The organism is Myxococcus sp. MISCRS1 (assembly GCF_026626605.1).
Taxonomy (GTDB): Bacteria; Myxococcota; Myxococcia; order Myxococcales; family Myxococcaceae; genus Myxococcus; species Myxococcus fulvus.
This window is the reverse complement of the sequence record NZ_JAPNKB010000001.1, coordinates 1,539,177-1,563,213: the sequence shown is the minus strand read 5'-3', so window position 1 is coordinate 1,563,213 and position 24,037 is coordinate 1,539,177. Positions and strand designations below refer to the sequence as shown.

The window sequence follows — 24,037 nt, the reverse complement described above, 5'->3', positions numbered from 1 at the left end:
CATGGCGACGAACCCCAGCGCCTTCGACAAGGACTTCGGCTACCTGCTCCCGTTCCTGGACAAGGTGGCCGCCGCGGCGGCGGGCCTCGAGGACCCCCAGGCCCGCGAGGAGCTGACGCGACTGATGGCGGAGGAGAAGGTCCGCTGGGAGCGCGCGCGGGAGCTGTTGCGCGGCGCCAGCGGCAAGGGCGGCGGGCGCTCCGCCGCGGGCGAGTCCCCCGAGTCCTCGCTGGCCCGGGCCTCGGCGGATGACGTCCACCGCGCGGCGCCGGGCCCGTCGGGGCTCACCGTGGGCAGCCTGAAGGGGGCTGGCGCGGCGCCGAAGTCCCAGCGCCGCTGAGCGCGCTCAGACGAGGCCGCGCTTGAGGCGGTCCATCGCGTCGAAGGTGGCCGACTTGTAGGCCTCCGACAGCGTCGGGTAGTTGAAGCACGTCTCCAGGAAGAGCCGCGCGGTGGAGCCGGTGAGCATGGCCACCAGGCCGATGTGCACCAGCTCCGAGGCCTGCTCGCCGAGCACGTGCACGCCCAGCAGCTTGAGGCTCTCGCGGTGGAAGAGCAGCTTCAGGAGGCCGTGCGTCTCGCCGATGATCTGCCCGCGCGGGTTGGTGGCGAAGCGCGCGCGGCCGGCCACGTAGGGGATGCCCTTGGCGCGCAGGCCCTCCTCCGTCTCGCCCGCCGTGGAGACCTCGGGGATGGTGTAGATGCCGTAGGGCAGCACGGTGGCGATGGCCAGGGGGCCCCCCAGGCAGAAGGCGTGCTCCACCGCGACGCGCGCCTGGTCCATGGAGGTGGAGGCCAGGGCGGGGAAGCCGATGACGTCTCCCACCGCGTAGATGTGCGGCACCGCGGTCTGGAAGCCCGGGCCCACCTCCACCTGTCCCCGGGAGCCCAGCTTCACGCCCAGCTCGGAGAGCCCCAGGCCGTCCGTGTTCGCCGAGCGGCCCGAGGCCACCAGCACCTGGTCCGCGGAGACCTCTTCACCCGAGGACAGCGTCAGGCGGATGGGGACCTCGCACGCGGCGGGCACGTCCACCTTCTCCACCGTCTGGCCGAAGCGCAGGCGGATGCCGAGCGCCTCCATGCGCTGGGCGAGCAGCGCGGAGAACTCGTCGTCGAGGAAGGACAGGAGCTCCTGCTTCACCTCCACCAGCGTCACGGGGATGCCGAGCGCGGCGAACATGCACGCGTACTCACAGCCGATGACGCCGCCGCCCACCACGACGAGGGATTTGGGCAGCTGGCCGATCTCCAGCACCTCGTCCGAGTCGTGCACGCGCACGTCGCCGAAGGGGTACAGCGGAGGCCGGTAGGGCTTGGAGCCGGTGGCGACGAGGATGAAGGCGCCCGTGAGGCGCACGTCGTCGGCGCCCGCGCGGCGCACCACGACGGTGTGCTCGTCCAGGAGCGTGCCGTTGCCCTGGAACACCTGGATGCCGTGGCGCTCCAGGTTGTGGGCGATGCGCTCGCGCTCCATGCCCTTCACGCGGCGCTCGCGGTAGAGGAAGTCGGAGACGGTGGCCTCGTGGCGCAGCGTCGTCTCCACGCTGTAGAGGCCTCGCGCCTTGAGGCCGGACAGGTGCAGCGACGTCTCGCGCAGCGTCTTGGACGGCAGCGTCCCGGTGTTGGCTGCGGTTCCACCCAGCACGGGCTCACGCTCCACCACCGCCACGCGCTTGCCCGCCAGCGCCGCCTGCACCGCCCCCCACTCACCGGCCGGGCCGGAGCCAATCACCACCAGGTCGAAGTCCCTCATAGGACCCCAAACTACGCGACCCCACGCACCCTTTGAAGCGAACTCACCGTGTCAGGTGCTCCTCGAGGAAGAGGGCGGTCTGCCGCATCAGCTCCCGAGCGCTCTCGACGTCGTCCGTGAGCTCGAAGCCGTGGTGGCCCTCGGGCAGCTCCAGCAGTGTGAGGGGCGCACCTCGCGTCCGGGCCTCCTTCACGAAGTCATCGAGCGCGGCGTTGAGCGCCGGCGCATCCTGGCCCGCGCGCAGCACGAGCAGGGGCGGCACCTTCTTCGCGTGGGTGGCCTTCAGGGCAGAGAGCGGCGAGGGGCTCACGCCCGGAGCGTCGAGCAAGGGGTACCACGCCACCGCGCAGCGCAGCCAGGCGGGAGACTCCTTGCGCAGCGCGGGCGACAGGCCCCAGAGCCCGCCCGCGGACATTGTCATCAGGCAGACGCGGCTCGCGTCGAGCTTCTCGGTGGCGGCCTGCTTGCGCACGAAGGCCAGCGCCGAGTCGAGGCGCTTCTGGAGGTCCGCGACGCGCGTGTACCACTGGGCGGGCTCCGCGCCGGTGGCCGGTGAGCCGAGCTCCACCAGCGCCACCGCGTAGCCGTGCGCGGCCACCCAGCGCGCCTGTCCGGCGAAGGCGGGCAGGTCCCTCACGAAGGGCGTGAGGCCCGGGTGCATCATCCCGTGGGCCAGCACGATCACGGGGACGGGGCCCTGGGAGATGGCATCCGGGATGTAGAGGTCCAGCTTGTAGTCGCGGTTGCCCATGCGCGTGTACGTCAGTCCCCGGCGCACCTGGACCTCCTCCATTCCGGGGATGGTGAGGACGGGGCGGGCCTTGGCCCACTCGGGCACCGGCGTGTCCAGGGACGCGGGCAGCGCGGGCGCAAAGAACATGGGCGGGCCGTAGGAGGGCACCTCGCCGAAGCCCAGGTGCATGCGCAGCCACTGGGCGCGGTCCCTTCGCGCGGCGTCACCCAGCTCATGCGCGCCTTCGTAGAACCGGGCGAGCTTGGGCTCGGTGCCCGCGTCGATGAAGGCGCGGACCTGCTCGGGCGTGACCCACGGGTCCGAGCGGCCGTACTGGAAGAGCAGGGCGCGGGGACTCGCGGCGCCGACACCGACCACGCCGTCGAGGGCCGCCATCTTCCGGGCGAACACGGCGAAGTCCGGCTCGGACATCGCGTCGGCGAGCTTCTTCTCGTTCTCTCGCTCCAGCGTGAGGATGCTCTTGGAGTAGTCGCCCACGCCGTTCATCAGCACGAAGGCGCGCACGCGGGCTTCGACGCCAGCCAGCGCTCCACCCACCATGGCGCCCATGCTGTGGCCCACGAAGCCGAGCCGGTTCGCGTCGACCTCGGGACGGCTGACGAGCAGGTCCACGCCGCGCCGCATGTCGAGCAGCGTCTGGAGGTGCGTGGGGTACAGCGCCGCGCCCCGGAGCGAGCCGCGCCAGGGCTCGGGCCTCACGTGCGGCGCATCGACGAGCAGCGACACCACGCCGGAGCGCGCGAGGGAGAGCGCCTCGTCGAGGAACTCGTTCTTCGAGCCCTGACCCCAGTGCAGGAACACGAGCCCCGCGAAGGGACCTGGGCCCGGTGGGGTGACGAGGAAGGCGGGGACGCGTCCGCCCTTGGGGCTGGCATAGGTCAGCTCCGTCACCGTGACGTCTCCGCGCTTCTGCTCGCGGACCTTCTTCACGTCGAGCGGCGCGGTGGCGTCATGCTTCGTCACCTCGCGCAGCTCGGCGAGCAGCGTGGCCGGCTCCGGCGCGGGCGCGGCCGCGACGGGGAGCGTGATGAAGAGGGCCAGCAGGAGGACGCGCTGACACCACGACGAGGGGCGAGACCCGGACATGGAACGCCTCGACTGTGAGAGGGCCCCGTGAAGGGTGGGGCCCTCGCGAGTCTGAGCGCTCCTGGCGCGAGCGCAAGTCCTCAGGGGCGTGGGCCGTAGGTGGGGATGGGGGCGCCGACCTCGAGGGCGCCGAGGTCCGGGGCCGAGCCGGCGTGGCCGTCCGTGATGTTGTCGAGCGGCGTGCCGGCGTTCTCCACGATGGAGCCCGCGCGAGGACGCAGGTCGGGCGCGGCGTACAGCGTCATGGGGGACGCCGGGTAGGCGACGGTCGCGGCGAAGACCCCGAGGTCCACCTGGACGGCGTGCTTCTCGGTGGTGTTGGCGCGCAAGTCGTTCAGGGAGGTGATGCGCGTGCCGCCCCAGTTGGCGTTGAAGGTGCCGGAGGTGGAGCCATAGCCGTCGTGGTCCAGGTCGGCGTTCGCCGTGGTGAGCGAGGGGAGGTGGAGGACGCTGCCCTGGGCGCTGCCGCTGCTGTAGCCGTTGAAAGTTCCTCCGGGCCCGCCGATGAACAGGTTGTTGCGAGCGTGGAGCCGGGCCACGGGCGTGGTCGCGGTGATGCCGAAGCCGTCACCGTGCTTCACCACGGTGTTGTGCAGGAGCACGTCGCCCGAGCTGCCCCGGTAGAGTTTGAAGGCGATGTGCACCGCGTTGTAGACGGCGTTGCGGACGAAGTACGTCGGCCCGCCCAGGCTCGGCTGGGACGACAGGGCGATGAAGTTGTTGGTGAGGCGGTTGCCGACGATGCGGCAGTTGTGGGCGCAGAAGTCCGCCTCGACGCCGTCGTCCGCGTTGCCGATGAGGTCGTTGTCGAGCACGTCGATGCTGTACTGGTCCACCGCGGCGTCGTCCTCCATGAAGGAGATGCCGTCGCGGAAGCCGGTGACGCGGTTGTTCTGGATGACGTGTCCAGGCCCCGTGACGCAGATGCCCTCGCCCTGGTTGTTGCCATTGACGCCGAGCGAGGACTCCGCCCACGGGGTGATGCCCGTCACGACGTTGTCGGCGATGTACGCGCTCTCCGCGCGCAGGAAGGTGACGACCGCATCGCCGCCGTTCGCGGAGGTGGCGTTGATGGTGGAGCGGGTGAGGGCGAAGTTCTTCGTCCCGTTGAAGCGCAGGCGGCCGTTGATGGTGAGCCGGTCGAAGTGCACGTGGTTCTGGTTGAACAGGTTGACGGGGCCGTTGATGACGGTGCCCGACGTGCCTCGCAGGACGATGGGCTTGCCCTCCGTGCCGCTGCGCGACCAGTCGAAGCCGGTGTACGTCCCGCTGCCGAGCTCGAGCAGGTCTCCGGGCTGGGCGCTCGCGGCGACGCTGGCGAAGGTGGCGGGCGTCACGGCCTTGACGGGTGCGTTCGCCATGGGCGCCGGGACCGCGCGCGTGGTGGCTGTCGCCGTGCGCACGGCGCCGCCGCCGTCCGGGTCGGCGAGTGTGAGCTCCAACTCGTACTGCGTCGCGGGCTGGAGCCCGAAGATGCTGCCGGAGTGTCGCTGGGCCCAGGAGAAGCCCTCGTTGCTCCCGGCGGGGATTCGGCGCAGGGGCAGGGCCTTGCGCCAGGTGCTGGAGCCCGCGGGGCGGAAGCGCACGGCGACGGTGCCGTTGGCGTTGGCGTCGCCGGTGAAGGCCCACTCCACCGTCAGGTGTTGCAGCGTCGGGAAGGGGAGGGTGACGGCGCCGGGGACGGTGGCGTCGGGGCCTCCGCTCGGGCCTCCATCCGGGGAGGTATTCGTGCCGCCGTCCTCTTCGGGTGTGCCGCTGTCGGGTGCGCCAGCGTCCGGGGTGGGCACGGAGCCGTCGGGGGGATGCGTCCCCGCGTCGGCTCGGGTGTCGTCGTGACCGCTGTCACCGCAGGCCACGCTGAGCAGCAGCGCGGCGGCACCACACCACGTCCGGAGGATGCGAGGGCTCATGCGCGGATTGTGCGCCGAGGGGCAGACATCCCGCGAGCTCGGGCGTGTCTATTCTGGTGACTCGGTACGTCCCGTGTAGCGCAGGCCCTCGCGGACCTCGTCATCGGTGAGGAGCCGGAAGGTGCCCTCGGGGATGTCGAGCTCGATGCCGCCCACGGCTTCCCGGTGGAGGGCGCGCACGGGGAGGCCGACGACGCCGAGCATCCGCTTCACCTGGTGGTGACGGCCCTCGGTGAGGGTGACCTCCACGGTCTTCTCGTCGCGCACGCGGACGGTGGCGGGGCGGGCGGGGCCGTCGTCGAGGACCATGCCCTTGCGCAGCGGCTCCACGCGCTCGTCATCCGCGGTGCTGAAGACGGTGGCCACGTAGCGCTTGGGCAGGTGCGTGTCCGGTGACGTGGCGTGGGCGACGAGCTTGTCGTCATTGGTGAAGAGCAGCAGGCCCGTGGAGTCCACGTCGAGCCGGCCCACCGCGTGCCACGTGTAGCCGGCGAGCTCGGGAGGGAGCTGTCGGAGGAGGATTTCGAACACGGTGCCGGTGCGGTGCTGCGACACGGTGGAGGACAGCACGCCCGCGGGCTTGTGGAACGCGAGCACCCGGGTGGCGGGGGCGGACAGCGGGACGACTCTTCCGTCGACGCGCACGGTGGCGCCGGGGGGGACGGGGGTGAGGGCCATCTTGGCGACGCGGCCGTTGATGGTGACGCGTCCGGCGGTGATGGCGTCCTCGGCCTCCTTCTGGGGGAACACGCCCGCGCGTGCGAGGGCGCGAGACAGCCAGTCCGGCTTCTCCTTGCCCTCCCATCGTTGGTGCTGCGGGGGCTTGGTCTTGTCGGGCTTGCGCGGCATGGGCTTCCAGAGGGGACGATGGAGTCGGGCGTCATATCATCGTCACCTGGAGCGCGTGGCGCCTCCGTGACGCCGTTGGCCCGCGTAGAGTCGGGGACATGACCGCTCGTGCCGGGAATCCGTCTGTCGGGGATGAATCACGGATGCATCCGTTGGATGCGTTCATGGCCGCCCTGGCCAGTCGTCGGCTGTTCTGTGATGGCTGGGGGGATGAGGAGACCTTCGCGGGGGCTCCGTTGTCGGGGCGGCTCGCGGCGACGGTGTTGCCGCTGGAGGTCCGCTGGGGCGCGGAGCAGGCGGCGGGGCGTCGAAGGTTCCGGGATGGGGCGTTCGATTCGCCGTGGGTGGCGTTGCCGTCGGAGGTGCGGTTGGGCTCGGTGCGATGGATGACGTCCGAGCGAGGGCGGGGGCGCGACGCGTGTGTGGTGCTCGCGGCGTCGCGGGACGAGGGGTTCCGGCTGCGGAGTTGGTTGTTCGCGCCGTTGGTGGAGGAGGGGGTGGATTTGTTCCTGCTGGAGAACCCCTATTACGGGACGCGGCGGGCGCTGGGGCAGAAGGGGCCGCACATCCGCACGGTGAGCGAGCAGCTCCAGATGAACATCGCGTCCATCGAGGAGGCGAGGGCGCTGGTGGCTCATGCGCGGCGCGAGGGCTACGAGCGCGTCGCGGTCGCGGGCTACAGCATGGGTGGGTACATGGCGGCGTTGACGGCGGCGACGATTCCGGAGCCGGTGGGCGTCGCGGCGCTCGCGGCGGGGGCCTCGCCGGCGCCGGTGTTCACGAAGGGCGTGCACTCGCGCTCCATCGACTTCAGGAGGCTGGCGGGCTCGCCGGACGAGACGGAGGCGAGGACGCGGCTCGCGACCATCCTGGACGCGGCGAGCGCGCGCCTGTTGCCGCCGCCCGTGAAGCCGAGCGCCGCCGTCATCCTGGCGTGCGCGAGGGATGCCTTCGTTCCCTTGGCGGAAGCACGCGCGCTCCATGCGCACTGGCCTGGAAGCGAGCTGCGCATCGTGGACGCGGGACACATCTCCGCGGTGATTACGTCGGGTGCCGCGCTCCGGGGCGCCATCCGGGACGCGGTGCATCGCTCGGGTCAATGAGCTGGAGGCCTCGCGCCGTTCGGAGCAAGCGTCGCGGGGGCATGGTACGAGTCCCCGTGGCATAGGCCCTGGCCTAGGGACTCATTCATCATGTTGTTCGCGCGCGCTTTCGGGCTCTTCATCCTCACGGCGCTGGCCGAGATCGTGGGCTGCTATCTGCCCTATCTCTGGCTGCGGCAGGGGCGCTCCGTGTGGTGGCTGGTCCCCGCGGCCGCGAGCCTCGCGCTCTTCGCGTGGCTGCTGACGCTGCATCCGACAGGCGCCGCGCGGACCTACGCCGCCTATGGAGGCGTCTACATCGCCGTGGCGCTCGCGTGGCTCTGGCTCGTCGAGGGGGAGCGGCCCACCCCATGGGATGTCGTGGGCGCGCTCGTCGCCATCGCTGGCATGGCCATCATCATCCTGGCCCCTCGACGTTGAGGGGCAGGGTGGCGCGCTTCGTTGGCTCAGGTGTCCCGGGTGCTGGCCATGAGCGCGCGGGTGTGTAGATCCTTGAGCTTCGCGTTGCGGTCCCGGGTTTCCACCAGCTCGCCAAGCTGCGCCGCGTCGAGTGTCACGATGAGCGCATCGTCCTCGCGTGACGCCGCGAGCCGGGTCTTGAACCCATCGGTGAAGCCGCCGATGGCGATGAAGAACCCCAGCTTGCAACGGCCGAAGCGGCGCTTGATGTCGAGGCGGAAGGAGTCGAGCTCGGTCGGGCCGACGGGCTTCGCCCAGTGCTTGCACTCCCCCAGGAAGTACTGGGACTGGGACTGCTGCCAGAACGGATCCGCCGAGTCGTTGGGGATGAGGATGTCGATCTGCTCGTCGAGGCTCTTGCGGTTCGTCTCCGTGCGCTCGAAGCCGGGAATCGACTTGAAGAGCAGGGCCACGAGGTCCTCGAGTTGTTGCCCCTTCCGGTGGGGGTCTGCCTCGGTCTGGACGCTTCGCCAGAGTTCCCGGATGGCCTCTTCGCGCTTCCCATTGGCGAGGGCGGCCATGCGTCGCTCGCGGGCGCCTTCCAGGGCATTGCGCACCTTGATCTTGAGGATGGCCTCGAGGTACGCGTTCTTCTCCAGGTAGTCGTAGGCGCCACTGGAGAAGGCGCGCTCGACGGACTCCGCGTCCGCGACGCCGGTGACGAGGATGACCTTGGCGCTGGGGGCTCGCGCCTGGATGTCGCGCATGAGGTCCAGGCCCGTATCCGGGCCCGAGCGCCCCTGGAGCTTCCGGTCGAGGAGGACGAGGTCCCAGCCTCGCTCGTCGAGCTTGGCGAGCGCGGACTTCGCGTCCTCGACGGTGACGACGGTGTGGCCCTCCGTGTCCAGGATGGTCCTGTACGTGTCGAGGAAGTCCGGTGAGTCGTCGACGATGAGGATTCTTCCGGACGGTTTCATAGGGGCTCCGCGCCAGTGACGGGGATGCGGACGATGAAGCGTGCCCCACCGAGTGGCGACGCGTCACAGGCAACCAGCCCCTTCATCTCCTTTTCGAACACCTCGCGCACGAGAGCAAGGCCCAGTCCACTGCCCCCGGGGCGGAGGGACACCCCTTCGTCGAAGATGGCCCGCCGCATGTGCTCCGGGACGCCGGGTCCGTTGTCCTCGACGGTGATGCGGATGGCCTTCGCCGCGTCGACGGTCTCGGCATGGACCTGGATGACCGCGGCACCCTTGAGCGTGGCCTGGGTCGCGTTCCGTAGGATGTTCGCGAGCGCCATCACCATTCGTGCGCGATGCCCGGAGACAGGGGGGAGGGATGGGCTCAGCACCGCGTTGAAGCCATAACCGGTCTCCTGTTCGAGGCTGGTGAGGACATCACGAATCGCAGTCATTGGTTCAAAGGGCTGGACTGGTGTTGCCGCGAGATTCGAGAGATCCACCAGTTGTTCGATGAACCGAAATGTTGCGTCCATGCCTCGGTCGATACGGTCACGTCGCCGGGCGAGGACTTCGCTCGGTGCCCCGACCAGAAGCTCGCGATACATGGCGTTCAGCGCGGTCTTGACGGGGACCAACGTGTTTCGGAGTTCATGCGCGACCAACCGGGCTTGGCGCGATGTCGCCTCGGCTGCCGTACTGGAGCGAGCGGAGTCTGTTCCTCCTGTTGAGGAACGTCGCGTCGCCGACTCGGTAGCCGAAAGTGTCATGTCCGCGATGAGAGAACTCGAGAGAATCGACATGGGCGACTCTCTTCGTTGAGCAATCTCGGCAAGTAGGTCTGCGCCCGTAGGCGTGATGCTGAAGGTTGTCTTCTGGCTGTCGGGGAAAACGTAAATGAGACCAAGACTCTCCAGGCGAAGCAGCACCCGCCATTGAAAGGGGAACTCTGCGTCGTGCAGCGCCGGAAATTCTGCTCCTGCGTCGTCAAGGAGCGCCATCGCGACTTCTGGACTGACTCGCCAAGGATCTGCAAAGTCGATCGATTGAGCGGCTTCGACGTGAAGAAGCCATCGAATGGATTCGCGCCCCATCAGTTCGAGAAAGACCCTTCCTATCGAGGTGAGCGTGGTTCTCCCGGCAGTCGTTCGGACAGCTCGGATCTGATTCGCATAGATCTCGGGCTCAAGCTCAAAGTGACGAGTCACCGTCTCGAAGACCCGGGAGAGCGCGATGCGTGAGAGGCGATCCAATTCCAGCGTGAGAATCTCGCTGCTCAGCGCGGAGGGGACTCTGTTACAGCGCTCGATGGCAACGCAGAGTAACTCCTGGACCTCAAGAGGCGAAGCCTCCTGGGCAAAGCTGTCGCGTAGGAGCTTCTCGAGTTGCTTCGCGAACCGAACTACGCGGTCCTGCTCCTGCCACGTTGCCAAGCGTGCTTGGGGATTCGACGTATTCCCGTTGAGGGAGTCCACCAGTGTGGTGGAGGCAAGGGCCAACCTCTTCTTGGGGTCGATGGCCCGGAGTTTCTCCAGCGCATTCAGTAACTGCTTCCTGACCAGTGCAGGAACGACCACGGACTCATGGCGGAACTGCACGTCCCCATTACGTCCGTCGATCGACTGAAGATGACTCGTAAACTCCTCGAGGAACGACATCGAGCACAGCCCCCGCGTAGGAGCGCGGGAGCATAGGAACCCATCGCTGCGCGGCCAAGCGTCGTGACATGGCGCGCGCTTAGATGTTCCACGGAGCCTCGGTCGGAACCACCCGACGAAGAGAACACCCTCCTTGCTACCTCCGCGGAGCCGGGTCCTCGCCCTCGGCGCTCCCAGGTGTCTTCCCGGGCTCCTCCTGAGGCATCCGGCGCTCCTCCTCGAGCCCACCCGCCTCCGCCGACTTGGGCGTACGCCCCGGTGCCTCCTCCTCGGGAGAACTCCGTCGCCGGCCGTTCTGTCCCGGCTCCTCGTCACCGACCTCCATCGACTCATAGGGCATGTGGTCCATGCTGCGTCCTCCTCGCGTGGGTTCAGGACTTCCTCGAAGGTAAGGCTGCCGTCGCGCCCCATGCCGCGTCGGGCCTTGCGGTCGCACGCCCCCTCGCTCAGCCTGCGCCCCTCCTCCGTGGGAGTCCCCGCATGTCCCGACTCGCCCTCTGCCTCGCGCTCCTGTCCCTCCACACAGCGGCCGCCGAGCCCCCCGCCGTGCCGCGCCGCCCCGTGAACACCTACTCCATCGTCGCCCGGGACCCGGCGACAGGAGACCTGGGCGTCGCCGTGCAATCCCACTGGTTCTCCGTGGGCGCCACCGTCCCCTGGGCCGAGGCCGGCGTGGGCGCCGTCGCCACCCAGTCCTTCGTCGATCCGTCCTACGGCCGTCTCGGCCTGGACCTCATGCGCGCGGGCCGACCAGCCCCGGATGCCCTCAAGGGCCTGCTCGCCGCCGACTCCGCCAGCCAGGTGCGCCAGGTCGCCATGGTGGATGCCCAGGGCCGCGTCTCCGCGCACACGGGCTCGAGCTGCATCGCCGCCGCCGGACACCTCGTGGGCGAGGGCTTCTCCGTCCAGGCCAACATGATGCAGAAGGACAGCGTCTGGCCCGCCATGGCCAAGGCCTATCGCGCCTCCAAGGGAGACCTCGCCGAGCGCATGCTCGCCGCGCTCGAGGCCGCCGAAACCCAGGGCGGAGACCTGCGCGGCAAGCAGTCCGCCGCCCTCATCATCGTCTCCGCGAAGCCCTCGGGCCGCCCCTGGATGGACCGCCGCTTCGACCTGCGCGTCGACGACCACCCCGAGCCCCTCAAGGAGCTCCGCCGCCTCGTCACCCTCCAGCGCGCCTACAACTTCATGAACGAAGGTGACCTCGCCCTGGAGCACAAGGACATCGACGCGGCCCTCGCCGCCTACGCCTCCGCGGAGAAGCTCGCGCCGGGCAACGCGGAGATGACCTTCTGGCACGCCATCTCCCTCGTGGGCGTGGGCCGCGTGGACCAGGCCCTGCCGCTGCTCCAGCGCGCCTACGCCGCCGACCCGCGCTGGCGCGAACTCCTCACCCGCCTGCCCGCCGCCGGCCTGCTCCCCGATGACCCCAAGCTCCTCGCGCGCTTGAAGAACGCGAAGTAGCCCCGCGCCCACCGAGCAGGGACCCGAGCGGTGGGCACGCCACCTCGCGGACCCGGCGAGCCCCATGGCTTGTAGCGGCCCGCGAGGATGGAGAGGTTACCTGGACGAGGATGCCCATGAGTGACGCCCAGGCTCCACTTGCCGCATTGACCGTCCCGCTCTTCGCGCTGGCGCAGGTGCCGCAGGAGGTGTCTGTCTCTCCCGAGGGCTCCACGGGACACAGCTACTGGTACTGGGTGGCGCTGCTCGTGCTGGCCGCGGCCGTGTTCGCGTGGGTCGCCGTGGCGCTCGCCCGCAAGCGCAAGACGCCGCCCCCCAGGTCCCCGCGCGCCACCCCTCGCTACCGCCGCTCCGTCTAGCCTCGCTTGCGCAGCGTGTGCAGCGCGGCCAGCCACAGCCGCGCCTCCTTGCGCGTCAGCCGTGAGCGCCGCAGCGGCGCGAACAGGTCCCGCAGGCCCGTGCGCCCCGGCTGCTCGTCGATGAGGAACCCGCCCGACTTCAGCACGCCCTCCAACGTCGACTCCACCTGCGCCAGCTCCGTGTCCGTCGCCGCCACCGGCAGGGGTCCGGGCGGCGGGGCGTGCGCCTCCAGCGTGGCCACGCGGACCTCATAGGCGTACAGCAGCACCGCCTGCGCCAGGTTGATGGAGGGCTGCTCCGGCGCGGTGGGCACCGCGGACAGGTCATGGCACCGCTCCACCTCCGCGTTGGTGAGCCCGCTGCGCTCATCCCCGAAGACCACGGCCACCGTGCCCTGTGTCGAGCGCGACACCCACTCCTCCGCCACCGCGCGGGGGGCCAGGCGCCGCTTGCCCTCCACCTTGCGCGAGCTGGTCCCCACCACCCACACGCAGTCGGAGATGGCCTCCTCCAGCGTGTCCGCGCGACGCGCGCCGTCGAGAACGTCCTCGGCATGGACCGCCAGCCGGCGCGCGGGCGTCAAATCCTCCACCTCGGGCGTCACCCAGACCCAATCCGACAGGCCGCAGTTCTTCAGCGCCCGAGCAGCGGCACCCAGGTTCTCCGCGTTGCGCGGACGCATCAGGACGAAACGGACGGGCAGCACCATGCCGGACCACCATACCCGCTTCCCTGGGGGCGTTGACCCCGATGCGTGGCCCTCCTATAGCGTGGCGCCATCGACCGCTGGGTGCGTGCTCGGAGGCCACCGGGAGTGTGGCTCCGCGTACACCCTGTGGGCCCGAGGACGCGTGGGGGACGCGTGCGGGCCGTGGGCGTTCGACCGCACTCCCCAAGCTTCCTGGCGTGTGCGCCGTCGGCACGTCGCATGAAGAACAGCAGGCACCTTCCGGAGGAAACATGGGTCCGCAGTCCGTCGTCTCCAATCCGCCACCGCGCGCCAGACGCGCCAGCTGGCTCGTCGCCGCGCTGCTCCTGGGCATCTCCATCTCCGGCTGCAAGAAGGACGAGCAGCAGCCCGCCACCTCCTCGCCGAGCACCCCGGACACCACCACGGCGCCGCCCGCGGTCTCCGGCGGTGACGCGGGGACGACCGCCGCCGTCGTGAAGGTGCCGCCCAAGCCGGAGGCCGTCACCCCCATCATCCGCCCCCAGGGCGCGGTGAGCGTGCTGCCCCAGTCCATCGTCATCGAGCTGGCGCGGCCGCTGCGCCCCGATGACCACGAGGTGAAGCCGGGCACCGTCGTCTCCATCTCGCCGCAGGTGGCCGGGAACCTGACCTGGAGCGGGCCCTCCACGCTGACGTTCAACACCTCGTCCGGTCAGGCCTTCGCCTTCGGCACCGAGTACACCGTCAAGGTCGTCTCGCTGGAGACCGACGCGGGCGTGGTGAAGGCGCCCTCCGACGACGCCTGGAAGCACGTCTTCAAGACGCCCACCTTCCAGTTCCTCCGCATCCAGCCCAAGCAGCTGGACCTGGCCAAGAGCCGCATCGAGGTGGACGTCGTCTTCTCCGGTCCGGTGTCCCCCAGCGCCATGCGCGGCAAGGGCACGTTCCTGGTGGGCACCCAGCCCATCTCCGACGTGAAGTGGCGCTCGGTCGCCGGCATGTCGAACGCCGTCACCGCGGAGCTCGCGAGCCCCGGCCTCAAGCCCTCCGCCGCGCTGCGCTTCACCCTCAAGCAGGGCCTCGCCGCCGCGTCCGACGCGAAGGCGCTCGCCCCCTCGGCCGAGGCCACCTTCGTCCTGCACGGCGGCCAGCGCATGGACATCACCGGCGTCAACCGGAAGGAGGGTAGCAGCGGGCACTACCTCGAGGTGGCCTGCCGTGACGTGGCCGCGGAGGCGCCGGCCAGCCCCCGCTACTATCAGGAGTACGACTCGTACTACTGGGAGTCGGGCAACAAGGGCTGCGTGCTGGACGACGCCACGGCGGAGGCCTCCATCCACGTGACGCCCCCGGTGAAGGTCTCCGTGGCGCCCACGCGGCAGGGCTTCCGCATCTTCGGCGACTTCAAGCGCGGCACGTACACGCTGCGCATCGACGCGGGCACCACGTCCGTGGGCGGCGGCACGCTGCTGGCGGACTTCGAGCAGGAGCTGTCCATCCCCGCGCGCCAGTCGCAGCTCTCCTTCACCTCCGCGGGGCGCTACCTGCCGCGCGGCGCGTGGCGCAACCTGCCCCTGCAGCACCTGAACCTGGACGCCGTGGAGCTCACCGTCCGCAACGTCCCGCCGGAGAACCTCATCTTCTGGATGAGCGATGACCAGCGCGAGACGGCGGACGAGCGCACGTCCAACCTCGTGGTGAAGAAGACGCTGCCGCTCCAGTCGGCCTCGGACACGCTCACCACCACGTACCTGGACGTCGCGAGCCTGGTGCCCGCGTCGACGCGGGGCCTGGTGGAGGTCTCCGTCCGGCGCAACGACTTGTCGGCCGCCACGCGCGTGCTGCTCACCGACCTGAGCCTCGTGGCCAAGCGGGGCGGGCCCGCGCCGGGCTCGAAGGACGCGGGCGAGGTGTGGGTCTGGGCGCTCGGCATCGAGAGCACCGACCCGGTGTCCGGCGTGGAGGTCTCGCTGGTGAAGAAGAGCGGCCAGGCCGTCAGCCGCTGCGTCACCAAGGGCGCGGACGGGTGCGTGCTCAACGTGCCCCCGGGCGGCGTGGATGACAGCCAGCCCTTCGCGCTCATCGCGCGCCAGGGCGACGAGATGACGTACCTCAAGTACAACGAGCTCAAGACGGAGATCGCCAACTCCGACGTGCAGGGCGAGCCGTACCGCTCCGAGAAGGCCTACCGCGCCTCGCTCTGGTCCGACCGCGGCGTGTACCGCCCCGGCGACACCGCGCACATCGCGGGCGTGCTGCGCGGCCAGGATGACCTGGCGCCGCCCACGGGCATGCCGGTGGAGCTGGTGGTGGTGGACCCGCGCGAGCGCGAGCTCAAGAAGGTGCCGCTCAAGACGAACGACGCGGGCCTGGTCTCGCTCGACGTGCCCTTCGAGGCGTTCCAGGACACGGGCCACTACCGCGTCACGCTGAAGGTCGCCGACCGCGAGGTGGCCTCCTACGGCCTCAACGTGGAGGAGTTCGTCCCCGAGCGCATGAAGGTGACGGCCACCGCGGAGGCCCCCGGCTACGTGCAGGGCGTGGAGATTCCCGTCGCCGTGGAGGCCGCGTACCTGTTCGGCGGCTCGGCCGAGGGCAGCCCCGTGGAGCTCAACTGCCGGCTGGTGCCGTCCGACTTCAAGCCGAAGCAGAACGCGCAGTTCACCTACGGCCTGTGGCGCCAGGACGGCAAGGAGCCGCGCCCCGTGACGCTGGGCCAGGCGAAGGGCGCGCTGGACGCGAAGGGCCAGGCGCTCATCCACTGCCCGGCGCTGGCGGCCATGGGCGGGCTGCGCGGGGCCGCGCGACTGAGCGCGCTCGCGAGCGTGTTCGAGTCCGGCAGCGGCCGCTCCACGGTGAACGAGGCCAGCGTGCCCGTGCACCCGGAGCGCTACTACGTGGGTCTGCAGGCCAGCGTGGGCAAGGTGAAGGCGGGCAAGCCCTTCACGGTGAACGGCGTGGTGGTGGACTGGGACGGGAAGCTCGTCGCGTCCTCGTCGCTGGCGCCGGCCACCGTGCAGGTGGAGTACGTGCGGCTGGAGGAGGAGTACGGCTACTACTACGACGAGGGCGAGGGCTATGACCGCTACCAGCGCTACCTGAGGCCGCTGCGCGAGGGCAGCGCCACGGTGAAGGTGGTGGACGGCCGCTTCAACCTCACCGTCACGCCGGGCGCGGACGCCGCGGGCTACCTGGTGCGCGTGCGCTCCGGCAACGCGCAGACGGACCTGGAGCTGGAGGGAGAGGGCCGCTACTACTGGTGGGGCGAGGGCTCGCGCGTCGACCAGACGCCGCGTCCGCTCAAGCCCACGTCGCTGGACGTGGCCGTGCCCGCGAAGGCCGTCGTCGGCAAGCCCATCAACGTGAAGCTCAAGGCGCCGTACAAGGGCCGCATCCTCTTCACCGCGGAGACCGACCGCGTCCTCGCCACCGAGTGGAAGGCCGTGGAGCCGGGCGAGGTGACGTGGAGCTTCACGCCCAAGCAGTTCGCGCCCAACGTCTACGTGAGCACCTTCCTGGTGAAGGACCCGCACCTCGAGTCCGCCGAGGCCTTCATGCCCGACCGCGCCTTCGGCGTGGCCAGCGTCGTGCTGGAGCCGGTGGACTACACGCAGCAAGTCACGCTGAACGTGCCCAAGGAGGTCCGCTCCAACGACACGCTCACCGTGGACCTGGACCTGGGCGCGCTCGAGGGCGCCACCTTCGCCACCGTGGCCGTGGTGGACGAGGGCATCCTCTCCCTCACGCGCTTCCAGAGCCCGGACCCGCTCAAGGACATCTTCACCAAGCGCGCCCTGGGCGTGGACACCTTCGAGACCATCGGATGGACGCTGCTGGTCCCCCCGGGCGGCAGCTCGCGCTCCACCGGTGGTGACGCGGAAGGGGACGCCGCGGGCCGCGTGCAGCCCGTCAAGCCCGTGGCCCTGTGGAGCGGCGTGGTGCCGGTGCCGGCCAACGGCAAGCTGCGCCTGCCGTTCCAGCTCCCGCAGTACCGGGGCGCGGTGCGGGTGATGGCGGTGACGGCGGGGCCCAAGCGCATGGGCCGCGCCAGCGCGCAGGTGCTGGTCAGGGACCCGCTGGTGCTCCAGACGACGCTGCCGCGCTTCCTCACGCAGAACGACGAGATCCAGGTGCCCGTCTTCGTCACCAACCTGTCCGGCAAGGCGCAGGACGTGAAGGTGACGCTGGCCGCGGAGTCACTGCCGGTGCCCGGGCTCAGCCTTCCCGCGGACACGGCGTCACCGCTGCAACTGCTCGGCAAGAGCGAGGGCCGCGCGCGCGTGGAGGACGGCAAGTCCACCACGTTCGTCTTCCAGGCCCGCGCGGTGCAGTCGGTGGGCGCCGCGCGGTTGAGCGTGGTGGTGGAGGGCGGCGGCTACACGTCGAAGGAGACGCTGGACGTGCCGCTGTCGCCGTCCGGCCCTCGCGAGCGCCGCGTGCAGCGCATCGAGCTGGCGCAGGGCGTGACGGATGTCTCCAAGCACCTGCAGGGGTGGGTGCCCACCACGGAGCGCTCGACGCTGTGGGTGACGGCCAATCCCTATGCGCAGTCGCTCCAGCACCTGTCGTACCTGGTGCAGTACCCGTACGGCTGCATCGAGCAGACGACGTCCTCCACGCGGCCGCTGCTGTTCGTGTCGGAGCTGGTGGACCAGGTGGACCCCACGCTGAAGAAGCACGGGGACGTGGGAGACATGGTGCTCTCGGGCATCAACCGCGTGCTGTCCATGCAGACGCCGTCGGGAGGCTTCGGCTACTGGCCGGGCGCGACGGAGCCGCAGCTGTGGGGCACCGCGTACGCGACGCACATGCTCCTGGACGCGCAGAAGCAGAAGTTCCCCGTCCCGCAGGACCGGCTGGACGACGCGCTCCTGTGGATGGGCAACACGCTCAACACCCTGGAGGGCAACGCGAACGTCCGGGACTACCACGGCAGCTCGGAGGCCTACATGCACTACGTGCTGGCGCTGTCCGGCAAGGGCCGCAAGGCGCGTGTGCAGAAGCTGGTGGACGCCCTCGCGGAGAGCGCGAAGAAGGCCCCGCTCAAGGGCGAACAGCGGGAGGAGGACTACATGCTCAAGGCGGCGCTGTGGCTCGCCGGAGACCGCCGCTATGAGAAGGAGCTGCGCAGCCCTGACCTGTCGCCCGTCACCGAGGAGCGGAGCAACAGCTGGTCCTTCTACTCGGACCGACGCCGGCGCGGCTTCATGCTGAGCACCTACCAGGACCTCTTCGGCACCGACGCCGCGGGTGAGCCCCTGGCCGCCATGGTCGCCAGCGCGCTGAGCTCGAGCCCCAGCTCCTGGTACACGACGCAGGAGCTGGTCTGGGGCATCACCGGTCTGGGCAAGCGCCTCAAGGGCGCGGCCACCAGCTTCACCCCGCCGACGCTGACGGTGGATGGCAAGGAGGTGGTGGCGAAGCAGGCCAAGGACGCGCGCGCCTCGGACCGCACCTGGGCGCTGGCCCGCGCGAGCGAGCGCAAGAGCCTCCAGCTCGACCTGAAGGGGAAGTCCGCGGGCACGCTGTTCCTCGTGCTGAGCAGCGAGGGCGTGCGCTCGGATGGCCCGCCGCGCGTGGGGGGCGAGGGGCTGAAGCTCAGCCGCAAGTACCGCGGCCAGGATGGCTCGGAGGTGGACCTGAAGAGCGCGCCGGTGGCGCTCGCGCAGCTGGTCTACGTGGAGCTGGAGCTGACCAACACCACGGCCGAGCGGGTGCAGAACATCGCGCTGGTCGACCGGCTGCCCGCGGGCTGGGAGATCGAGAACGCGCGGCTGGGCCGGGGCGGCTCGGTGGACTGGGTGCAGGCGGACGCGCTGTGGGCCCCGGACTACGTCAACATCCGGGATGACCGCATGGAGGTCTTCGGCGCGCTGGGGGCCCGCGAGTCGAAGAAGATTGTCTACGCGGTGCGCGCGGTGACGGCGGGTGCCTTCACGCTGCCCACGGCGGAGGCCGAGGCGATGTACGACCCTCGCCTGTGGGCCCGCGAGGCGGGCGGCACGGTGCAGGTGTCCGGCCCGTGGAAGGACAACCTCCTCTGACATGCGCCGCGTCCGTCCACTCCTGAAGAAGCTCCTCTGGACCGCCGCGGGGCTCTTGCTCCTCGCGGCGGTGGGAGTGGCGGCGGCATGGTCCGTGCCGCTGCCGTCTCGGCTCTCCGCACCACCCTCGGTGGTGATGGAGTACCGCGACGGCACCCCGGCCCACGTCTTCCTCGCGCCCGACGAGCGCTGGCGCATCGCCGCGCCCGTCGAGCGCATCGACCCGGCCTACCTCCGGGCGTTGTTCGCGCTGGAGGACAAGCGCTTCTACTCACACCCCGGCGTGGACCCGCTCGCCGTGGCGCGCGCCGCCGCGCTCAACGTGGCGCGGGGGCGCCGGGTGTCGGGAGCCTCCACGCTGACGATGCAGCTGGTGCGCATGCTGGAGCCCCGGCCGCGCACCTTCACCTCGAAGCTCGTGGAGTCCCTGCGAGCGGTGCAGCTGGAGCTGCGCCTGACGAAGCAGGAGGTGCTCGCGGCCTATCTCCAGTTCGTCCCCTACGGGCGCAACGTGGAGGGCGTGGAGGCCGCGGCCCTGGCGTACTTCGGCCACACCGCGGCGCACCTGAGCCCGGCCGAAATCGCCACGCTGCTGGCGGTGCCGCAGAACCCCAACCGCCGCTTCCCCACGCCGGAGAACCGCGAGCGGCTGCGCGCTGCGCGCGACGACGTGGCCCGCAGGCTGCTGGAGGCGGAGGCCCTTCCGCGTGGACCGGAGGAGGCGAGGGTGCCCGCCGAGCAGGTGCTCGCCGACGTGCGCGCCTCGGACGTGCCGGGCGGGCTCAAGGCCTTCCCTCGCGAGGCACCCCACGTGGCCGTGTGGCTCAGGGCCCAGCGCCCCGGCCAGACGCGGCTGTCCACCACGCTGGATGGGGGCACGCAGCGCCTGGTGGAGCGGGTGATGCGCGACGCGGCCCGGGAGCTGAAGGCCAAGGGCATCCACAACGGCACGGCGGTGGTGGTGGAGCGGGAGCAGGGCGCGGTGCTCGCGCTGGTGGGCAACTTCGACTTCTTCGACGCGGAGCACGGCGGGCAGATTGTCGGCTTCGCCACGCCGCGCTCGCCGGGCTCGGCGCTCAAGCCGCTGCTGTACGCCATGGGCATCGACCAGGGCCTCACCGGCCCCGAGCAGCTCGTGGCGGACATCCCCACGACGTACGGCGGCTATGCGCCGCGCAACTTCGACGGCCGCTTCCTGGGGCTCGTGCGCCTGGAGTACGCGCTGTCCCAGTCCCTCAACATGCCCTTCGTGCGGCTGCTCGAGCGCGTGGGCGTGGAGCGCTTCCTGTCGGCGCTGAGGACCTCGGGTGTCACCAGCCTGGTGCCGGACCCGGGCCACTATGGCCTGTCCGCGGCCGTGGGTGGCATCGAGCTGACGCCCCTGGAGGTCGCCGGGCTCTACGTGGCCATCGCGGGAGATGGCCGCGCCCGTCCGCTGCGTCTCCTGGAAGAGGGCCAGCCGCCGGAGGCTCCGGTGGAGGTCATGTCCCCAGGCGCCGCGTGGCTGACGCGCAAGGCGCTGGCGCTGAGGGACCGGCCGGACTTCCCGGAGCGGCGGCGGCTGACGGGCCTGCCCGCGCGGGTGCACTGGAAGACGGGCACGAGTTTCGGCCACCGCGACGCGTGGGCCGCGGGCTCCGGCCCCCGGCACACCGCCGTCGTGTGGCTGGGCAACTTCAACCACGCGCCGAGCGTGCACCTGGTGGGCGCGGACGCGGCGGGCCCGGTGCTGTTCGACATCCTCGAGGGCGTGGGGCCCCGGGGCCGCTCGCTGCCCGAGGACGACACGGTGGTGCCGGAGGACCTGATGCGGGTGGAGGTCTGCGCGTACTCGGGGCACCTGCCGACGGAGGCGTGCACCCAGCGCAAGCACGTCCACGCGCGCCGCTCGGCCGTGCCCACCGCGGTGTGTCCGTATCACCAGCGCGTGGAGGTGGACGTGGCCACGGGCCTGTCCGTGGGCCCCACGTGCAGCGCGGGGCGCAAGACGGAGTCGCGTGTCTTCGTCACGTGGCCGGCGACGATTCGCCGCTGGCTGGAGGAGCAGCACCGCCGGCTGCCCGAGCCCCCCGCGCCCGCTCCGGGGTGTGAGCCCGGCGGCGCCCGGGCGGCGCCCTCCATCGTCTCACCGGCCCCCGGCCACGTCGCGCTGCTGATTCCGGGCGTGCCCGCCAACCAGCAGGAGGTGCCGCTGGAGGCGGAGGCCTCGCACGAGCGCGCGCTCACCTGGTTCGTGGACGGCGCGCTGCTCGGCTCGGCGCGCGCGGACGAGCGGGTCTGGTGGACGCCGTCGGTGGGCTCGCACGAAATCCTCGTCACCGATGACCGGGGCCTCACCGCCCGCCGCACGCTCGTCGTCCGCGAGCGGCGGTAGGCCCCGGCCGCGAGGGCGCTGCTCTCAGCGGGCCTCCCAGCCCGCCTCGCCGCGCTGGTACTGCTGGCCCGAGGGCAGCGCGCCGTAGAAGAGGAAGTCCTTCACGCCCACCACGGACTTGCCGTCGAACAGGCCCAGCTCGCCCTTGGGGGGCAGCTGGATGCCCAGCTCGGACGCCTTCAGCCGCACCTTCGCGCCCGGGGCCACGGTGAGCGCCGGGAGCACCGCGCCCATGGGCGCGCGCACCTGCGTGGGCGCATGGTCGCTCTGCGCCAGGCTCACCCGCAGGTTGGTGGTCAGCACCATGCCCTGGAGCGACACGGCCGTGGTGCCGTGGTTGGCCACGTCCACCCAGCCCTCCACCGGGTCGAACGCGTCGAACACCAGCGTCGAGCGCTGCGCCTTGAGCCGCGCCCAGTCCTTCTCCACGAAGGCCCGGCGCTCCCGGACGTAGCGCTTCATGTAGTCGCGGCTGGCGTGGAAGCGCGCGTAGTCGATGTACGGGGCCGTCCGCATGTGCGAGTCGATGAGCGCGTGCACCGCGTCGATGTACGGGTTGAGCACCTCGGGCTTGAACAGCTCGTCCAGCGCCTTCTCCAGCCGCTCGTCCAGCCGCCCGCGCAGCTCCGGGTTCATCAGCACGCGCGTGGCCAGGTTGGAGAACACGGGCAGGTAGCCCGGGTAGGACTGCGACTCGTTCTTGCGCTGCAGGTACATCTTCTCCGTCCACGCGTCGGACAGCGTGAAGTTGAACAGCGGGTGGCGCATGCTGTTGGTGCTCGTGGCCATGTCGGGCACCGGGTTCAGGTACCACCAGCGCGCGTCCACGTTGTTGAGGTCCCACGGCACATAGGACCACTTCGCCACGGCCCGGTCGTAGATGAAGTAGCTCTCCGAGTCCTCGACGAAGTTGTTGGACATCAGCGCGTCCATCACCATGGAGCGCAGGTAGTGCTCCAACTGGAGATGCTTGCCCAGCCTCTCGGCGAACTCGGGCTCCGGCGAGTGGTTGATGACGTCCATCATCGCGACGAGCGCGTCGTCGGGCTGCCGCTCGTTCGTCTTCTTCGTCCAGTTGCCCTGGTAGGGCACCTTCCACGTCTTCATCTCGCAGTCCTTCCACCCGCATCGGTAGATGGTCGCGTCGTCATCCGCGAAGGCGTGGGCCTTGAGGAAGGCCTTGTTCACCTGCTCGATTTCCAGGAACACGCCCTCGTTCTTGCCGTTGACCGTCAGGAGCACGTACGTCGCCTTGGACGCGGGCACGCGCATCGCCTCCAGCAGGTCGAAGGCCATCTTCTCTGCCAGCAGGGACGCGTCGGCGAACTCGGCCACCAGGTTGAGCGACGTGCGACCCTCGAAGCGGGTGCCGTCCGCGAAGCTCACGTTCCAGCTCTTCTTGTCGAAGAACCGCGCGGACGCGCCGCGCAGCCGCACCTTCACCGGGTACGTCATCCCCTTGGCCTTGAAGACGGCGTCCTGCTCGGGCGTCCACACGTCCTCGGCGAACTTCTTCATCGCCTCCGGAGGGATGATGAGCTCGTACTCGGGCACGCTCGTCTGCAGCTTCGGCATGACGTAGGGCCGCTGGGCCTCGGGCGTCGGAGGTGGCGGTGGTGGAGGAGGAGGCGGCGGCGGGTCCACCGGCCCCGGGTCCTCGGGCGTCGGATTCGGCGTCGGGTCCACGGGCGTCGGATTCGACGGTGTCGGGTCCTCGATGACGGGTGGCGCCTGCGTCGGCGGAGACGGGGCCTCGGAACCACAAGCCCACATCCACATCAATGGAAGACAGAGCAAGAGTCGTGAGCGAGTCATCGACTGGGGTTGAGCAAGGCGCGTGCCTCATGGAGGCCAAGGTGCGCTGCCCGGTAGTGGACGAATCCACTGCGCCTTGGGGCCATGGGGTGGGAAGTCGATGAAAGGGATTTCCCATCCTGGTCCGGTCAATCGCCCCACCCTGGAGGGCAGAGGACCCGTCGCGCCGCGCGTCGTCTCCTGGGGCGGAGCGGGAGCGGCCCCCCCGGAAGCGGGCCCTCTGGCGGGGCAGGCAGGCAGTCAGGGAAGCCACTTCTCTTCCCACCCGTCGCTGTTCCCGACGCGCCGTGGCGCCCCTAGCTTCATCGAGAAGAGGGGAGCGCCGCGACAGGGAGACGCGATGGAGACCTGGAACCAGTCGTCTGATTCCGCCCGCAGCCACACGCCGCTGATGGTGAACCGTCGTATCGACGAGCACGTGGAGGCGTGCGTGCGGCACATGGCGACCCACGCCGACCGCCCGGAGATGAGCCGCTACCTCCAGACGCTGGAGCGCGAGTGGGACCTCAACCGCGCCGTCATGGTGGGCACCGCCGTGGCCGGCGCGCTGGGCCTCCTGCTGGGCAGGCGGGACGGCGGCGGCTGGCGGTGGCTCAGCGCGGTGGCCGCCGGCGTGCTCCTCCAGCATGGGGTCCTGGGCTTCGGTCCCCTGTCCGCTCCCTTGCGCGCCCTGGGCATCCGCACGCGCCGGGAGATTGATCTGGAGAAGTTCGCCATCAAGGCGCTGCGCGGTGACTTCGAGCGCATCCCCAATGACGGCGGCCCCATGGCCCGCGCCAACGCGGCGCTGGTGGCCGCGCAGTCCTGACCTGTCCTGCCCCCGCTCACGAAAGCACGCG

General features: G+C 70.4%; 17 protein-coding genes. 8 read left to right on the top strand and 9 right to left on the bottom strand.

Features of this window, described 5'->3' with window-relative positions; translation table 11 throughout:
- Position 1 precedes the first annotated feature (1 nt).
- Positions 2–340, top strand: a complete 339-nt coding sequence (locus tag OWM54_RS06035) for a hypothetical protein (protein WP_223746564.1) — start codon at positions 2–4, stop codon at positions 338–340.
- A 6-nt stretch (positions 341–346) separates the two neighbouring features.
- Here the strand turns inward: OWM54_RS06035 and sthA are convergent, their stop codons facing one another.
- The 4 genes from sthA to OWM54_RS06015 all read right to left on the bottom strand — a co-directional run bounded on the left by sthA (position 347) and on the right by OWM54_RS06015 (position 6,352).
- A complete protein-coding gene (sthA, locus tag OWM54_RS06030; protein WP_223746565.1) occupies positions 347–1,753 on the bottom strand; it encodes a Si-specific NAD(P)(+) transhydrogenase in 1,407 nt (468 codons plus the stop codon).
- A 43-nt stretch (positions 1,754–1,796) separates the two neighbouring features.
- Positions 1,797–3,593, bottom strand: a complete 1,797-nt coding sequence (locus OWM54_RS06025) for a dienelactone hydrolase family protein (protein ID WP_267696866.1) — start codon at positions 3,591–3,593, stop codon at positions 1,797–1,799.
- 80 nt (positions 3,594–3,673) lie between these two features.
- The gene (locus tag OWM54_RS06020) at positions 3,674–5,503 is read right to left on the bottom strand and encodes a right-handed parallel beta-helix repeat-containing protein (protein WP_267696865.1); all 1,830 of its coding nucleotides are present in this window, start codon (positions 5,501–5,503) and stop codon (positions 3,674–3,676) included.
- 48 nt (positions 5,504–5,551) lie between these two features.
- The gene (locus tag OWM54_RS06015; protein WP_223746568.1) at positions 5,552–6,352 is read right to left on the bottom strand and encodes a pseudouridine synthase; all 801 of its coding nucleotides are present in this window, start codon (positions 6,350–6,352) and stop codon (positions 5,552–5,554) included.
- A gap of 98 nt (positions 6,353–6,450) precedes the next feature.
- On the opposite strand from OWM54_RS06015, the gene OWM54_RS06010 reads away from it, so the two are divergent.
- Together OWM54_RS06010 and OWM54_RS06005 are read left to right on the top strand one after the other, a co-directional pair.
- On the top strand, positions 6,451–7,455 hold the full coding sequence (locus tag OWM54_RS06010; RefSeq protein ID WP_267696864.1) for an alpha/beta fold hydrolase: 1,005 nt from the start codon (positions 6,451–6,453) through the stop codon (positions 7,453–7,455).
- Positions 7,456–7,545: 90 nt separating this feature from the next.
- Positions 7,546–7,875: a YnfA family protein gene (locus OWM54_RS06005; RefSeq protein ID WP_223783114.1), complete on the top strand. Its 330-nt coding sequence runs from the start codon at positions 7,546–7,548 to the stop codon at positions 7,873–7,875.
- A 26-nt stretch (positions 7,876–7,901) separates the two neighbouring features.
- On the opposite strand, the gene OWM54_RS06000 is transcribed toward OWM54_RS06005, so the two are convergent.
- From OWM54_RS06000 to OWM54_RS05990, 3 genes are all read right to left on the bottom strand, one after another.
- Entirely contained in the window at positions 7,902–8,831 is a 930-nt protein-coding gene (locus OWM54_RS06000; RefSeq protein ID WP_141330626.1) for a response regulator, read from the bottom strand.
- Entirely contained in the window at positions 8,828–10,471 is a 1,644-nt protein-coding gene (locus OWM54_RS05995) for a sensor histidine kinase (protein WP_267696863.1), read from the bottom strand. The genes OWM54_RS06000 and OWM54_RS05995 overlap by 4 nt, the downstream gene beginning before the upstream one ends.
- 136 nt (positions 10,472–10,607) lie before the next feature.
- Positions 10,608–10,820: a hypothetical protein gene (locus OWM54_RS05990; RefSeq protein WP_267696862.1), complete on the bottom strand. Its 213-nt coding sequence runs from the start codon at positions 10,818–10,820 to the stop codon at positions 10,608–10,610.
- A 131-nt stretch (positions 10,821–10,951) separates the two neighbouring features.
- Between OWM54_RS05990 and OWM54_RS05985 the strand changes: the two genes are divergently transcribed.
- Positions 10,952–11,935, top strand: coding sequence for a DUF1028 domain-containing protein (locus tag OWM54_RS05985; RefSeq protein ID WP_267696861.1), 984 nt, complete (start codon positions 10,952–10,954; stop codon positions 11,933–11,935).
- A gap of 116 nt (positions 11,936–12,051) precedes the next feature.
- On the top strand, positions 12,052–12,294 hold the full coding sequence (locus OWM54_RS05980) for a hypothetical protein (RefSeq protein ID WP_141330632.1): 243 nt from the start codon (positions 12,052–12,054) through the stop codon (positions 12,292–12,294).
- Here the strand turns inward: OWM54_RS05980 and OWM54_RS05975 are convergent.
- A complete protein-coding gene (locus tag OWM54_RS05975; RefSeq protein ID WP_141330634.1) occupies positions 12,291–13,004 on the bottom strand; it encodes an RNA methyltransferase in 714 nt (237 codons plus the stop codon). The two genes, OWM54_RS05980 and OWM54_RS05975, sit on opposite strands and share 4 nt — an antisense overlap.
- A gap of 251 nt (positions 13,005–13,255) precedes the next feature.
- Between OWM54_RS05975 and OWM54_RS05970 the strand changes: the two genes are divergently transcribed.
- Complete coding sequence (locus OWM54_RS05970) at positions 13,256–19,009, top strand: alpha-2-macroglobulin family protein (RefSeq protein ID WP_267696860.1); 5,754 nt, start codon at positions 13,256–13,258, stop codon at positions 19,007–19,009.
- A gap of 1 nt (position 19,010) precedes the next feature.
- Positions 19,011–21,383 carry a penicillin-binding protein 1C gene (pbpC, locus tag OWM54_RS05965; protein WP_267696859.1) on the top strand — a complete coding sequence of 791 codons (2,373 nt, stop codon included), beginning with the start codon at positions 19,011–19,013 and terminating at the stop codon, positions 21,381–21,383.
- A gap of 24 nt (positions 21,384–21,407) precedes the next feature.
- On the opposite strand, the gene OWM54_RS05960 is transcribed toward pbpC, so the two are convergent.
- On the bottom strand, positions 21,408–23,198 hold the full coding sequence (locus tag OWM54_RS05960; protein ID WP_223746577.1) for a CotH kinase family protein: 1,791 nt from the start codon (positions 23,196–23,198) through the stop codon (positions 21,408–21,410).
- Positions 23,199–23,538: 340 nt separating this feature from the next.
- On the opposite strand from OWM54_RS05960, the gene OWM54_RS05955 reads away from it, so the two are divergent.
- Positions 23,539–24,006 carry a YgaP family membrane protein gene (locus OWM54_RS05955; RefSeq protein WP_223746578.1) on the top strand — a complete coding sequence of 156 codons (468 nt, stop codon included), beginning with the start codon at positions 23,539–23,541 and terminating at the stop codon, positions 24,004–24,006.
- Positions 24,007–24,037 lie beyond the last annotated feature (31 nt).